Raw genomic sequence first — 13176 nt, 5'->3', positions numbered from 1 at the left:
TACGCCTAGCCATTGGCCTGCGGCAGGTTCCGAGCGCTGAGTTCGCGCTGATTGGAACTTTTGCCTGAATACCCATTTCCTAGAACCAACCGGGGTCTGGCGCGCGGGCGGGGCACAGCAAATCTTTTGCATAACCGCCATCGGCCTGACGCAAATAAGGGCAATAAGCTCTGTGAATGCGAGGAGGGTCTCATGGAGAACGTACGTCGCTACCGCGCGCTGGCGTCCCTCTGTCGTCAGCAGGCCGCCTACCGGCCGCTCCAGAACTGGGAACTGCTCGGTCAGGCCGAACATTTCGAACATCTCGCCGAAGTCGAACTCAAGGCGCATTTCGACGCGTGCAATGCGCAACACGACGAGGACGCTGTCGAGGCCCCGGGGTGGGAGAGGCCTGCCGCGGCGTGACGGCGCACGCGTACCGCTTCCGCTGAAGCGACATTTGCACCGGGGCGTCGTCGTCCGTCGCATCGGGTACCGCGTCGGCTCGAAGCATTTCGTCCGACCTCCGATCGTGTCTTCTTTGCCAAGATTTAATTGCGTGGACGGGACGCTGTAAGGTGGCGACCGCCATGTTGGGTGCAAGGCGACTTACCCAACATGGACATATCGACATGAACGACCGCGTCAATTCCGACACCACCACGTCCCGCAATATCCTGAGGCCGCGCCGGCTCGCGCTGCTCGGCACCGCGGCCGCACTTGGCGTGGCCCTGCTGGCGACTGCTCCCGGCTCTTCGCCGTTCAGCGCGACCTCCTTCATTGCGCCCGCCCAGGCCGCGGAGACCGCCGCGACACTGCCGGGCTTCGGCGATCTCGTCAGCAAGGTCAAACCCGCCGTCATCTCGGTGCGGGTCAGGATTGACCAGGACAACGACAACAGCGCGATGCTGCAACAGAACCGGATGGATTCGGACGCAGACGCGCCGTTCGACCAGTTCTCACGACAATTCGGCTTCCGTGGTCCGGGTGGCATGAACGGCATGCCGCGCCAGCGCCACCAGATGATCACGGGTGAGGGCTCCGGCTTCTTCATCTCCGCCGACGGCTATGCCGTGACCAACAACCATGTCGTCGACCACGCCGCGTCGGTGCAGGTGACGATGGACGACGGCGCGATCTATACCGCAAAGGTGGTCGGGACCGATCCGAAGACCGATCTTGCGCTGATCAAGGTCGAGGGCAGGAAGGATTTTCCGTTCGTCAAATTCTCGGACCAGAAGCCGCGCATCGGCGACTGGGTGGTCGCCGTCGGCAATCCCTTCGGGCTCGGCGGCACCGTGACCGCCGGCATCGTCTCGGCCAGCGGCCGCGACATCGGCAACGGTCCCTATGACGATTTCATCCAGATCGACGCGCCGATCAACAAGGGCAATTCCGGCGGTCCGGCCTTCGACATGAACGGCAACGTGATCGGCGTGAACACCGCGATCTTCTCGCCCTCCGGCGGCTCGGTCGGCATCGGCTTCGACATTCCGGCCTCGACTGCAAAGCTCGTCGTCGCACAGTTGAAGGACAAGGGCGCGGTCACACGCGGCTGGCTCGGCGTGCAGGTGCAGCCGGTGACATCGGAAATCGCCGACAGCCTCGGCCTCAAGGAGGCGCGCGGCGCGATCGTCGACAATCCGCAGGACGGCAGCCCGGCGGCGAAGGCGGGCATCGAGGCGGGCGACGTCATCACCGCCGTCAACGGCACCGCGATCAAGGACTCCCGCGATCTCGCCCGCACCATCGCTACCCTGGCGCCGGGCACATCCGTGAAGCTTGATGTCGTCCATAAGGGCGACAGCAAGACGGTGACGCTGGCGCTCGGCGAGTTGCCGAACGAGCGGCAGGCTAACGCGGACGAGGGCAAGGCGCAGCCGGATGCCGGCACGCCGCTTCTCGGGCTCAGCCTGGCTCCGGCCGGCGACGTCCAGGGCGCCGGCCAGAAGGGGGTCGTCGTCACTGAAGTTGATCCGCAGGGGCCGGCCGCGCAGCGCGGCATCCAGACCGGCGACGTCATCCTCAATGTCGGCGGCAAGGCCGTCGCCAACATCGGCGATGTCCGTTCGGAGCTGGCGCAGGCGAAATCGTCCGGCAAGCGCAGCGTACTGCTGCAGGTCAGAAGCGCGCAGGCGACCCGGTTCGTCGCGGTGCCGCTCGCATAAGTCGAACGTCGATCGGTGCAAATCCAAAAAGGCGGCCCCCGGGCCGCCTTTCCTGTTCGCCTTCAGGATTCACGGAGGCCGCCGATAACATTCTCGTTAACGGCAGAGAGGATGACCCGGTTCGTCCGAAAAAGCCGTGTTCGCTCATCACAGTTCCGGGTCTCGTATGTACTCGGCGGCAACGAAGCCGCCGGGATGATTGCAAGCGTGGAACTTCGAACTTGCCGCCACTCAGCGGCTGGCCGGTAGTTCGCATTGATCGGTGCCGACATGGATCGATTGAAGCTCTCGCTGATAGGTGCGCTGCTTGTGGCGCCGTTCGTGCTGTGGGGTGGAAATGCTGTCGGGCGTGACGACGGCCGCTACGCGGACTCACCCCTCAAGCCGTGGTTCGACAGCCTGCGCAGCCATCTCGGTCCGTGCTGCTCGGATGCGGATGGATTTGCCGTCGCTGATCCCGACTGGGACTCGCACAACGGACATTATCGCGTGCGCCTCGACGGCGAGTGGGTCGAGGTGCCGGACGAAGCCGTGATCACTGAGCCGAATCGAGCCGGCCGCACCATGGTATGGCCGGTGAAGACCGCGTTCGGGATTTCGATCCGCTGCTTCATGCCGGGCAGCATGATCTGACTGAAGTCAGCGCGACCGTTGGGAGGATTTGCGCTTCGACGTCTTCCTGGACGTTTTCTTCGAAGTTTTCTTCGAACTTTTCTTGGACGTTTTCTTGGATGCCTTCTTGGCAGTCTTCCGCTTCGAGACCTTCTTTGGGACCTTCTTGCCCTTCTTGCGCGCCTTCGACAGACCGATCGCGATCGCCTGCTTGCGGCTCTTCACGCGTCCGCCTCGACCGCCGCGTCCGCTTTTCGCGGTACCCTTCTTGTAGCGTTTCATCTCGCTTTCGACATCGCTGCCGGAGCTGCGCGAGTAGCGGCGCTTCGTTGCCTTGCGTGCCATGCATGTTCTCCCTTGGCCGGGGAGAACCATCCAAAACAGGCATGGTTCCGAAAGCGGGCCCGCAACGTTCCAGATGCGCGACGCAGCCTAGAAGGAATTCGCCAGCTCGATCTCCGCTTCCAGCACCTGGATGCGCCGTGCTGCCTCGCTGGAGGACAGATCCCGCGCATATTGCGCGGGTTGATACGTCTCTTCGCTCAACCGTTTCAGCCTGAGGCCCTGTGTCCGGGTCATCTGCTCGGTAAGGAAAACCCTGGCGTCGTATTTACCCTGAACCTGCATGTCGCTGCTCCGTCCTGAAATCCTGACTTGACTATATGTTCTTATTTTGTTCTAACAAGCCATGGACAACAGAATTAACGAAATTCGACGTAAAATCAGCGCCTTGAGGCTGGAAATGGCCGATGTCGAGGCGTCCGTGCGCGAGTTCGTCGACCGCGATCGCGACTGCACAGAGAAGGCCCTTGCGCAGATGGATCTGCGCCGGAAAATCAATCTGCTGATCGGCGAATGGAAGGCTGCAGGGGGCGGCGATGTCCTGCCGAATGTCCGCGATAGGGTGCGCCTTCGTTCCGGGAAGAAAGTCGGCAATTCCGTGCGCGCCTTCGCGCGGCACTGAGAGTTTGGGAGCGTGCCGTGGAAGAAGATCCGGCGACGTACCGGATCTTGAGACTGCGCGGCGAGATTCTCGAACTGGGCTCTGCCATCCGGCAGCTGCAACGCGAGGGACTCGACGACGCCGCGGCCCAACTCCTGATCGCGCGCAAGCGTGCACAGCTGGATCATCTGGTGAAATCAGATGTCGCAGGCGGTCATCCCAACATCACCGGCTACCGTCGCATTTGAAGCGTGCGCGCGCGCAAGGCGACATGCGGGCTGGTGGATGCCGGATGTTGACGAAGCGGCCTGAGAAAGAGTTCGGTCGAACCCCAAAGCAAAAGGCCCCGCGGTGGCGGGGCCCTCCATGAATTTCGGCGAACAGCTACTTGGTGTTGCTCATGCCGCCCTTGTTGTTCGTCATGGTGCCGCCCTGGTCGGAGCCGGGGCCGGAGCCGCCTTGACCGGAGGGATCGGCGCCCTTGGATTTCGTGTTGGCGCCTGTCGTCTGCGAGGACGAGGTCGAGGATTCATGTTTCGCCTTGTGCGACTTGGCCTCCGCGGCGAACGGTGCGGCAGCGAGGCCGGTTGCCAACATCACGGCGAGAGCGAGCTTGGTCGTCTTCATGCGCGGGAACTCCCTGGGTTAAATTGACGCAGGCAGCCAACCGCCGTTCGACGCAGGAGTTCCGAACAAAAAAGCTCTCGTGCGTCACGCATCCTTCAAGATTGCTTGTCTTCTGCGAGAATGAATACGACGCCGGTGAGTGTCGCGCCGATCGCGAACGTCGTCATCAATTTGAGGGCGAAAACGACAACGGCCTGACTTCCGCCGTCACTCAGCAGGTTGGCGACGGCTGGATTGGTCAGAACGAGCACGAGGCTGAAAGCGAGGCCGAGGGCTGCGCCCATCATCGCGTGCGTCATCAGCTTGACGAGGCCGGTGGGAGAGATCAGGTCCGACGACTTTTTCGCGCGCATGGAACTCTATCCCGATCTGGCATGCAACGCGTGGGACACCCGCCGGTTCCATCCAGATGAAGGAATTGTCATTGCCCGCTTCATCCGATGTTCATGCCGGGCCTGCGAGGATGAACGCTGCAACATGGGAACATTCGATATGGGTAAGGTGGTCTTTCTTTACCGCTCGCTGGCCTATCGCAACGCCGCCGCGGACATCCTGAGCAAAGCGCGCAAGCTGCCGCGCGGCGCGGAGCGAAGCGCGGCGCGCCGCTATGCCAAGGCGCTACGCGATCTCGCCCAAACGGAAGCCTGGCTCGAAGGGCGCGTCGCGCGCGAACCGCGGACGACGCAACGCATGAAGGGTGCGGCGTCCGGTTAACCGGATGCCCGCTGCAATTCGGCGGAGCTGGCGGCTTCGAATTTGCCGGGTGCGGCTGTCGCGGCAGTCTTGCGGATCAACGGCACCTCCAGGCGGCACAACAGGCCCTCGGCACGCCAATCGAAATGCGCCCGTCCACCGAGCTGGGACTCGACGCTCGCAAGCAAGCTCCGCGTACCGAAGCCGCGGGATTTCGGGGGCCCGACAAGCGGGCCGCCGGACTCCTCCCAGGTTAACGTGAGCAGCTCGTCCTCGACCTGCCAGCCGATCGCGAGCCGTCCCGACCGCGTCGAGAGCGCGCCATACTTCGCCGAGTTGGTGAAAAGCTCATGCAGCGCCAGCGCCAGCGTCTGGGCGGTCGCCGGCAGCAACTGAACTTCGGTCCCTGCCAATTTGATCTGGCCGCCGAGGGAATAGGGCGCAAGCTCCTCGTCGATCAGCTTCGAGAGTTCGGCGCCCTGCCAGCTCGACAGCGACAGGATCGTATGCACGCGCGCCAGTGCATTGATGCGCCCCTCGACAGCGTTGACATAGGCCTTGACCTCGTCGGCCCGGGTGAGGCGTACGATCGACTGCGCCAGCGCCAGCGCATTCTTGGCGCGATGATCGACCTCCCGCGCCAGGAGATTCTGCCGCTCCTCGGCGCGCTTGCGTTCGGTGATGTCCACCGTCACGCCGCTGACGCGCACAACCCGACCGCTATCGTCGGCCGTGGCGGCGGCTGTGCCGACACACCAGCGCACATCGCCGTCAGGCCGCACGATGCGGAACTCCGTTTCATAGGCGCGCGTGCCCTTGTTGAATTCGCCGATCGCCTTGCGCAACTGATCGACGTCATCGGGATGCAACAGCGCCTGAACGTTGGCCGGGTTCACCTCGAAGCTCTCCGGGCCAACGCCAAAGATGCGATACTGCCCCTCGTCCCACATCCAGTCGCCGGTGATCCAGTCCCAATCCCAGGAGCCCATCTTGCCGGCGGCGATCGCCATGCTGCGCCGCTCTTCGCTCTCGCGCAGCTTTGCGGTGGAATTCTCCAGCTCGGCGGTACGTGCACGCACGCGGTCCTCGAGATCCTGGTTCAGCCGTTCGAGCTCGCGCGTCTTGCGGTAGAGCTCGGCAAACACCTTGACCTTGGCGCGCAGCACCTCCGGCACGACCGGGACCGGGACGTAGTCGACCGCGCCCATCTCGTAACCGCGCAGGCGGTCGATGTCGCTGACTTGAATGGCCGAGATGAAGATCATCGCGGTCTTCTGGAAGCGCGGGTGCTCGCGGATCATCGCGGCGAGCTCGAAGCCGTCGAGCTCGGGCATGCAGACGTCGACCAGAATCACCGCGATCTCGGTCTTGAGCAGCACCTCCAGAGCCTCGCGACCGGACGAGGCGATCACGAGGTTCTCGCCCAGATCCTTCAGGATCACCTCATAGGCGAGCAGCTTGGCCGGCTGGTCGTCGACGAGGAGGATGTTGACCTTTTCGTGGTCCATACCGGCATCCAACTCAACGGTGCAGCCACATGCGGATTGCAAGCAGCAATTGATCGGTGTTGACGGGTTTGGCGAGGTAGTCGGACGCGCCGGCCTCGAGGCATTTCTCGCGGTCGCCCTTCATGGCCTTGGCCGTCAACGCGATGATCGGAAGACGGGCGAAGACCGGGTTTTCACGGATGACGCCGATCGTCTGATAGCCATCCATCTGCGGCATCATGATGTCCATCAGCACGATGGCGATCTCCGGATTGGATTCGACCAGCGTCACCGCCTCCCTGCCGGTGGTCGCCGTCAGCACCTTCATGCCGCGCCGCTCCAGCACGCTCGACAGCGCGAAAATGTTGCGGGCGTCGTCGTCAACGAGCAGCGCAGTCTTGCCGATCAGGTCCTCGTCGGAACTGTTCAGCTTCTCGAGCATGCGCTGCTTCTCGACCGGCAATTCCGTGATCACGCGGTGCAGGAACAGCGCGGTCTCGTCGAGCAGGCGCTCCGGCGATTCCACGCCCTTGACCACGATGCTGCGCGCCATGGTGTGGAGTTCCGCATCTTCCTCGGCCGACAGCTCGCGGCCGGTGAAGACGACGACCGGGACGTTCGACAGCGCCTCGTCGTTGCGGATCTGGTCCAGCACCTCGAAGCCGCTCATGTCGGGCAGCCGCAGGTCGAGCACGACGCAATCACAGGGGGCCTCACGCAGCATCGAAAGCGCGTCGGCACCGGTGCCGGCCGTCACGATCTCGATATCGTCGTGATGCAGGAGCTCACGGATCGAGAGCTGCTCGGCCTCGTTGTCCTCGACGATCAGCAGCCGCTTGCGCCGCGGCCGCGCATATTCCTTGATCTGCGTCAGCGCGGCCGAGACGCCCTCGGTCGTCGTCGGCTTGTTGACGAAGGAGAAGGCGCCGCGCGCCAGCGCATGCTGGCGATCCTCGTCGAGCGTGATGATCTGCACGGGGATGTGGCGGGTCAGCGGATTGTGCTTGAGCTGGCTCAGCACGGTCCAGCCGAGCATATCAGGCAGGAACACGTCGAGCGAGACGGCCCTTGGCTGGTACTGCTTTGCAAGCTCCAGCGCCTCCGCGCCGCGTGCGGCGACCAGCACCTTGAATCCCTTGTCGCGCGCGAGGTCGACCAGCACGCGCGCGTAATGCGGGTCGTCCTCGACGATCAGGAGGATGCTGTCGCCGGGTTCGAGGTTGAGCCGGTCGTCGGGAAGCTGCTCGATGACGCGCTGCTGTTCGGGCGCGGCGGGCTGCAGCGCCGGCGGCTGGCTGAGTTGCTGGGGCGCAGCGCGGGGCGCGAGCGTTGGGCCGGAATATTTCAGCGGCAGGTAAAGCGTGAAGCACGACCCCTTGCCCGGCAAGCTGCGCAGGTGGATTTCGCCGCCGAGCAGGCTTGCCAGCTCACGGCTGATCGCAAGGCCGAGGCCGGTGCCGCCGTATTTGCGGCTGGTGCCGGCATCCGCTTGCTGAAACGCCTCGAAGATCAGCTTCTGCTTCTCCAGGGGAATGCCGATGCCGGTGTCGGACACTTCGAATGCGATCACGGCCGGCGCCGAGTTGAGCACGGGATGATCCGTTCCCCAGCCGCCGATCGCGGCGGCGACCTTCAGGCGCACTTCGCCTTCGGCGGTGAACTTGAAGGCGTTGGAGAGCAGGTTCTTCAAAACCTGCTGTAGGCGCTTGGAGTCGGTGACGAGGCTGCGCGCGAGATTCGGATCGACGTCGATCTTGAACGAAAGGTTGCGGTTTTCCGCCTCGTGACGGAACGGCCGCCCGACGGTCTCGAGCAGGTTCGCAGTCAGGATTTCCTCGGCGTCGACCGTCACGGTGCCGGACTCGATCTTGGAGAGATCGAGAATGTCGCTGATGAGATTGAGCAGGTCGGTGCCGGCGCCGTGGATGGTGCGGGCGAATTCGACTTGCTTGCCGGTGAGGTTGCCGTCCGGATTGTCGGTGAGCTGCTGGCCGAGGATCAGGATCGAGTTCAGCGGCGTGCGCAGCTCGTGGCTCATATTGGCGAGGAATTCGGACTTGTACTTCGAGGTGAGCGCAAGCTCGGTCGCCTTTTCCTCCAGTGCGCGGCGGGCCTGCTCGATCTCCTGGTTCTTGCGCTCGACTTCGACATTGCGCTCGGCGAGCTGCTGCGCCTTCTGTTCGAGCTGGTCGTTGGTCTGCTGCAATTCGCGCTGCTGGGTCTGGAGCTCGCCGGCGAGCTGTTGCGATTGCTTGAGCAGGCCCTCGGTCTGCATCGTCGCCTCGATCGAGTTGAGCACGATGCCGATGGAGTCGGTGAGCTGCTCGAGGAAGGTCATCTGCGAGGTCGTGAACGAGGTGAGCGAGCCGAGCTCGATCACCGCCTTGACCTGACCCTCGAACAGGACAGGCAGCACCACGAGGTTCTTCGGTGCGACGCGGAGCAGCGCCGAATTGATCGGTACCACGTCGGCGGGAATGTCCGCGACCACGCGCGGGCGCCGGTCGAGCGCACATTGGCCGATCAAGCCGTCGCCGATCGGAAGTACGCGTTGATAGGGGTAGAGGCCGTCGCCGGCATAGGAAGCGAGCAGCAGAAGCTGCGGACTATCCTCGTTTTCGACCTGATAGATCACGCCGGTATGGGCGTTCACCAGCGGCGACAATTCGGTGAGCAGCAGCCGGCCGACGGTGGTGAGGTCGCGCTGGCCCTGGAGCATGTTGGTGAATTTAGCAAGATTGGTCTTCAGCCAGTCCTGCTCGGTGTTCACGTCCGTCGTCAGACGGAGGTTCGTGATCATCGTGTTGATGTTGTCTTTCAGCTCCGCGACCTCGCCGCGGGCATCGACCTGGATCGACCGTGTGAGGTCGCCCTTGGTCACGGCGGTCGCGACTTCTGCGATCGCGCGCACCTGCGAGGTGAGGTTGGCCGCCAACAGGTTGACGTTGCCGGTGAGGTCCTTCCAGGTTCCGGCGGCGCCGGGGACGTCGGCCTGGCCGCCCAGCCGTCCTTCGACGCCGACCTCGCGCGCCACCGACGTCACCTGGTCGGCGAAGGTCGCGAGCGTCTCGGTCATGTTGTTGATGGTGTCGGCGAGCGCCGCGACCTCGCCCTTCGATTTCACCGTCAGGTTCTGCTTGAGGTCGCCGTTGGCGACCGCGGTCACCACTTTGACGATGCCGCGGACCTGCTCGGTCAGGTTCGCCGCCATGAAGTTGACGGTGTCGGTGAGATCCTTCCAGGTGCCGGCAACGCCCGGCACCTGGGCTTGACCGCCGAGCTCGCCTTCGGTGCCGACCTCGCGCGCCACGCGCGTCACTTCGCCGGCAAACGCGTTGAGCTGGTCCACCATGGTGTTGATGGTGTTCTTGAGCTCGAGGATTTCGCCCTTCACGTCCACGGTGATCTTGCGCGAGAGGTCGCCGCGCGCCACGGCGGTGGTGACTTCGGCGATGTTGCGGACCTGCGTCGTGAGGTTCGCGGCCAGGAGGTTGACGTTGTCGGTGAGGTCCTTCCAGGTGCCGCCGACGCCGGGGACCACGGCCTGGCCGCCGAGCCGGCCTTCGGTGCCGACCTCGCGCGCCACGCGCGTCACTTCGGCCGCGAAGGAGCGGAGCTGCTCGACCATGGTGTTCAAGGTGTCCTTGAGCAACAAAATCTCGCCGCGCACGTCCACCGTGATCTTCTTCGAGAGGTCGCCGCCGGCGATCGCGGTCGCGACCTCGGCGATGTTGCGGACCTGGGCGGTGAGGTTTGAGGCCATGAAGTTGACGTTGTCGGTGAGGTCCTTCCAGGTGCCGGCAACGCCGGGCACCTCGGCCTGGCCGCCGAGCTTGCCTTCGGTGCCGACCTCGCGCGCCACGCGCGTCACTTCGCCGGCAAAGCCGTTGAGCTGGTCCACCATGGTGTTGATGGTGTTTTTCAGCTCCAGGATTTCTCCCTTCACGTCCACGGTGATCTTGCGGGACAGATCGCCGCGTGCCACGGCGGTCGTCACCTCGGCGATGTTGCGGACCTGGGCGGTGAGGTTGCCCGCCATCGAGTTGACGCTGTCAGTGAGGTCCTTCCAGGTGCCGGCGACGCCGGGCACGTTGGCCTGGCCGCCGAGACGGCCTTCGGTGCCGACCTCGCGCGCCACGCGCGTCACCTCGCCCGCGAAGCGGTTGAGCTGGTCGACCATCGTGTTGAGGGTGTCCTTGAGCTGGAGGATCTCGCCGCGCACGTCCACCGTGATCTTGCGCGACAAGTCGCCGCCGGCGATCGCGGTCGCGACCTCGGCGATGTTGCGGACCTGGGCGGTGAGGTTGCCCGCCATCGAGTTGACGTTGTCGGTGAGGTCCTTCCAGGTGCCGGCGACGCCCGGCACCTGCGCCTGACCGCCGAGCTTGCCTTCGGTGCCGACCTCGCGCGCGACGCGCGTGACTTCGCCGGCAAAGGCGTTGAGCTGGTCGACCATGGTGTTGAGCGTCTCCTTCAGCTGAAGGATTTCGCCGGATACGTTGACGGTGATCTTCTTGGACAAGTCGCCCTTGGCGACCGCGGTCGCGACTTCGGCGATGTTACGGACCTGGCCGGTCAGGTTCGAGGCCATCGAGTTGACCGAGTCCGTCAAATCCTTCCATGTGCCGGCGACGCCGCGAACCTGGGCCTGACCGCCGAGCTTGCCTTCGGTGCCGACCTCGCGGGCGACGCGCGTGACTTCGCCGGCGAAGGCGTTGAGCTGGTCCACCATGGTGTTGATGGTGTCTTTCAGCTCCAGGATTTCGCCGCGGACATCGACGGTGATCTTTTTCGACAAATCGCCGCCGGCGACCGCCGTCGTCACCTCGGCGATGTTGCGAACCTGCGCTGTCAGGTTCGACGCCATCGAGTTGACGCTTTCCGTCAAGTCCTTCCAGGTGCCGGCGACGCCGAGCACGTTGGCCTGGCCGCCGAGCCGTCCCTCGGTGCCGACCTCGCGCGCGACGCGCGTGACTTCGCCGGCAAAGGCGTTGAGCTGGTCGACCATGGTGTTGAGCGTTTCCTTCAGCTGAAGGATCTCGCCCGACACATTCACCGTGATCTTCTTCGACAAATCGCCGCCCGCGATCGCGGTGGCGACGTCGGCGATGTTGCGGACCTGCGCGGTCAGGTTCGACGCCATGAAGTTGACGTTGTCGGTGAGGTCTTTCCAGGTACCGGCGACACCGGGCACCTGGGCCTGGCCGCCGAGCTTGCCTTCGGTGCCGACCTCGCGGGCGACGCGCGTCACTTCGGAGGCGAACGAGTTGAGCTGGTCCACCATGGTGTTGATGGTGTCTTTCAGCTCCAGGATTTCGCCGCGCACGTCCACGGTGATTTTGCGGGACAGATCGCCGCGCGCCACAGCGGTGGTCACGTTGGCGATGTTGCGGACCTGTGCGGTGAGGTTGCCGCACATCGCGTTGACGCTGTCGGTGAGGTCCTTCCAGGTGCCGGCGACGCCCGGCACGATCGCCTGTCCGCCAAGCTTGCCGTCGGTGCCGACCTCGCGCGCCACGCGCGTCACTTCCGAGGCAAAGGAGCGGAGCTGGTCCACCATCGTGTTGATGGCTTCCTTGAGCTGAAGGATCTCGCCGCGGACGTCGACGGTGATCTTCTTGGACAAGTCTCCGTTGGCGACCGCGATCGTCACCTCGGCGATGTTGCGAACCTGATTGGTCAGGTTGTTCGCCATCGAGTTGACGCTCTCGGTCAGGTCCTTCCAGACGCCGGTCACTTCCGGTACCTGGGCCTGTCCGCCGAGCTTGCCCTCGGTGCCGACCTCGCGCGCGACGCGCGTCACCTCGGAGGTGAACACGCCGAGCTGCTTGATCATGGTGTTGACGATGGTCGCCGACTGCAGGAATTCGCCGCGCAGGGGGCGGCCATCGACGTCGAGCTTGACGGTCTGGAGCAGGTCGCCTTGCGCCACGGCTGCGACCGCGCGCGTCACCTCGCGGGTCGGCCACAACAGATCGTCGATCAATGTGTTGACCGATCCTTCCATGTCGGCCCAGGAGCCGGAGGCGAGACCGAACTTCACGCGCTGCCGCGTCTTGCCCTCGCGGCCCACCACCTGGCCGACCAGCTCGAGCTGCTGCGCCATGCGCTGGTTTGCGGCGATGATTTCGTTAAGAGTGTCGGCGATCTTGCCGTCGATGCCGAGATAGTCGCCGCTCATGCGCACCGAGAAATCGCCGCTGCGCATGGCCTGGAGGGCGAGCAGCAATTCTGCCCGGGAATCCGGCTCCGACATGCCGTTGGTCTTTGGCTTTGGGCCGCGACGACCGGAGCGTGATGCAGTTCCGGGATCGAGGTCGCTCATATTGATTCCCCCGCAGGCATCGGCCGAATCCCAGGCAAGACGCAATGATCAAAATAGAGCGTCAAGCCCAATTCGAAATCAAGCGCCAAGGTTGCGACGCCAGGAAATGGAACCTGCTTTGTTCAGCCCAAGTGATACAATCGCGACCATTTGGAATGGTTCCGTCCGGTTCCAATATTTTTCCGGATGGAAGATACGGACGGAAGATACGTTTCCATGTGCCGGTTTCAGGGACCTGGCTTCAGGGACCTGGCTTCAGGGACTTGGCTTCAGGGACTTGGCTTCCGGACTCGGCCATCGGCTTCCAGAACGGAGCGACGGCCCTGCCGTTAGCCCGCAAAT

Annotated in this window: 12 protein-coding genes; 6 read left to right on the top strand and 6 right to left on the bottom strand. The window is 64.0% G+C overall.

The annotated features are described in order from the left end of the window. Positions 1 to 192: 192 nt before the first annotated feature. The 3 genes from QCM77_RS14380 to QCM77_RS14370 all read left to right on the top strand — a co-directional run bounded on the left by QCM77_RS14380 (position 193) and on the right by QCM77_RS14370 (position 2780). Entirely contained in the window at positions 193 to 405 is a 213-nt protein-coding gene (locus QCM77_RS14380) for a hypothetical protein (RefSeq protein ID WP_279664149.1), read from the top strand. Between the two features lie 206 nt (positions 406 to 611). Continuing rightward, positions 612 to 2147, top strand: a complete 1536-nt coding sequence (locus QCM77_RS14375) for a Do family serine endopeptidase (RefSeq protein ID WP_279664148.1) — start codon at positions 612 to 614, stop codon at positions 2145 to 2147. A gap of 270 nt (positions 2148 to 2417) precedes the next feature. Beyond that, complete coding sequence (locus tag QCM77_RS14370; protein WP_279664147.1) at positions 2418 to 2780, top strand: hypothetical protein; 363 nt, start codon at positions 2418 to 2420, stop codon at positions 2778 to 2780. 6 nt (positions 2781 to 2786) lie between these two features. Here the strand turns inward: QCM77_RS14370 and QCM77_RS14365 are convergent, their stop codons facing one another. Together QCM77_RS14365 and QCM77_RS14360 are read right to left on the bottom strand one after the other, a co-directional pair. After that, positions 2787 to 3104, bottom strand: a complete 318-nt coding sequence (locus tag QCM77_RS14365; protein ID WP_279664146.1) for a DUF6496 domain-containing protein — start codon at positions 3102 to 3104, stop codon at positions 2787 to 2789. Between the two features lie 87 nt (positions 3105 to 3191). Further along, positions 3192 to 3386, bottom strand: a complete 195-nt coding sequence (locus QCM77_RS14360; protein ID WP_279664145.1) for a DUF3072 domain-containing protein — start codon at positions 3384 to 3386, stop codon at positions 3192 to 3194. Between the two features lie 115 nt (positions 3387 to 3501). Between QCM77_RS14360 and QCM77_RS14355 the strand changes: the two genes are divergently transcribed. After that, positions 3502 to 3723, top strand: a complete 222-nt coding sequence (locus QCM77_RS14355) for a hypothetical protein (protein WP_279664142.1) — start codon at positions 3502 to 3504, stop codon at positions 3721 to 3723. Between the two features lie 17 nt (positions 3724 to 3740). Continuing rightward, positions 3741 to 3950 (top strand): hypothetical protein, encoded by a 210-nt coding sequence (locus QCM77_RS14350; protein WP_279664141.1) that lies wholly within the window; start codon positions 3741 to 3743, stop codon positions 3948 to 3950. A gap of 136 nt (positions 3951 to 4086) precedes the next feature. On the opposite strand, the gene QCM77_RS14345 is transcribed toward QCM77_RS14350, so the two are convergent. Together QCM77_RS14345 and QCM77_RS14340 are read right to left on the bottom strand one after the other, a co-directional pair. Beyond that, positions 4087 to 4329, bottom strand: coding sequence for a hypothetical protein (locus QCM77_RS14345; RefSeq protein ID WP_279664140.1), 243 nt, complete (start codon positions 4327 to 4329; stop codon positions 4087 to 4089). A gap of 95 nt (positions 4330 to 4424) precedes the next feature. Next, positions 4425 to 4682, bottom strand: coding sequence for a hypothetical protein (locus QCM77_RS14340; protein ID WP_279664139.1), 258 nt, complete (start codon positions 4680 to 4682; stop codon positions 4425 to 4427). Between QCM77_RS14340 and QCM77_RS14335 the strand changes: the two genes are divergently transcribed. Next, positions 4681 to 5043, top strand: a complete 363-nt coding sequence (locus QCM77_RS14335) for a hypothetical protein (protein WP_279664138.1) — start codon at positions 4681 to 4683, stop codon at positions 5041 to 5043. The two genes, QCM77_RS14340 and QCM77_RS14335, sit on opposite strands and share 2 nt — an antisense overlap. Here the strand turns inward: QCM77_RS14335 and QCM77_RS14330 are convergent. Both QCM77_RS14330 and QCM77_RS14325 read right to left on the bottom strand, forming a co-directional pair. Next, on the bottom strand, positions 5040 to 6530 hold the full coding sequence (locus tag QCM77_RS14330) for an HWE histidine kinase domain-containing protein (RefSeq protein ID WP_279664137.1): 1491 nt from the start codon (positions 6528 to 6530) through the stop codon (positions 5040 to 5042). The genes QCM77_RS14335 and QCM77_RS14330 overlap by 4 nt on opposite strands. A gap of 13 nt (positions 6531 to 6543) precedes the next feature. Next, the gene (locus tag QCM77_RS14325; RefSeq protein WP_279664136.1) at positions 6544 to 12834 is read right to left on the bottom strand and encodes a HAMP domain-containing protein; all 6291 of its coding nucleotides are present in this window, start codon (positions 12832 to 12834) and stop codon (positions 6544 to 6546) included. Positions 12835 to 13176 lie beyond the last annotated feature (342 nt).

Origin of the sequence: Bradyrhizobium nivariense, assembly GCF_029846695.2 — a bacterium.
Lineage (GTDB): Bacteria > Pseudomonadota > Alphaproteobacteria > Rhizobiales > Xanthobacteraceae > Bradyrhizobium.
Note: the sequence above shows the minus strand (reverse complement) of the source record. Positions and strands in the feature narration are given on the sequence as shown.

Excerpts from the sequence above, each read along its gene's own strand:
- QCM77_RS14380 (WP_279664149.1), top strand. The coding sequence starts at position 193 with ATGGAGAACGTACGTCGCTACCGCGCGCTGGCGTCCCTCTGTCGTCAG.
- QCM77_RS14375 (WP_279664148.1), top strand. The coding sequence starts at position 612 with ATGAACGACCGCGTCAATTCCGACACCACCACGTCCCGCAATATCCTG.
- QCM77_RS14370 (WP_279664147.1), top strand. The coding sequence starts at position 2,418 with ATGGATCGATTGAAGCTCTCGCTGATAGGTGCGCTGCTTGTGGCGCCG.
- QCM77_RS14365 (WP_279664146.1), bottom strand. The coding sequence starts at position 3,104 with ATGGCACGCAAGGCAACGAAGCGCCGCTACTCGCGCAGCTCCGGCAGC.
- QCM77_RS14360 (WP_279664145.1), bottom strand. The coding sequence starts at position 3,386 with ATGCAGGTTCAGGGTAAATACGACGCCAGGGTTTTCCTTACCGAGCAG.
- QCM77_RS14355 (WP_279664142.1), top strand. The coding sequence starts at position 3,502 with ATGGCCGATGTCGAGGCGTCCGTGCGCGAGTTCGTCGACCGCGATCGC.
- QCM77_RS14345 (WP_279664140.1), bottom strand. The coding sequence starts at position 4,329 with ATGAAGACGACCAAGCTCGCTCTCGCCGTGATGTTGGCAACCGGCCTC.
- QCM77_RS14335 (WP_279664138.1), top strand. The coding sequence starts at position 4,681 with ATGGAACTCTATCCCGATCTGGCATGCAACGCGTGGGACACCCGCCGG.
- QCM77_RS14340 (WP_279664139.1), bottom strand. The coding sequence starts at position 4,682 with ATGCGCGCGAAAAAGTCGTCGGACCTGATCTCTCCCACCGGCCTCGTC.
- QCM77_RS14330 (WP_279664137.1), bottom strand. The coding sequence starts at position 6,530 with ATGGACCACGAAAAGGTCAACATCCTCCTCGTCGACGACCAGCCGGCC.
- QCM77_RS14325 (WP_279664136.1), bottom strand. The coding sequence starts at position 12,834 with ATGAGCGACCTCGATCCCGGAACTGCATCACGCTCCGGTCGTCGCGGC.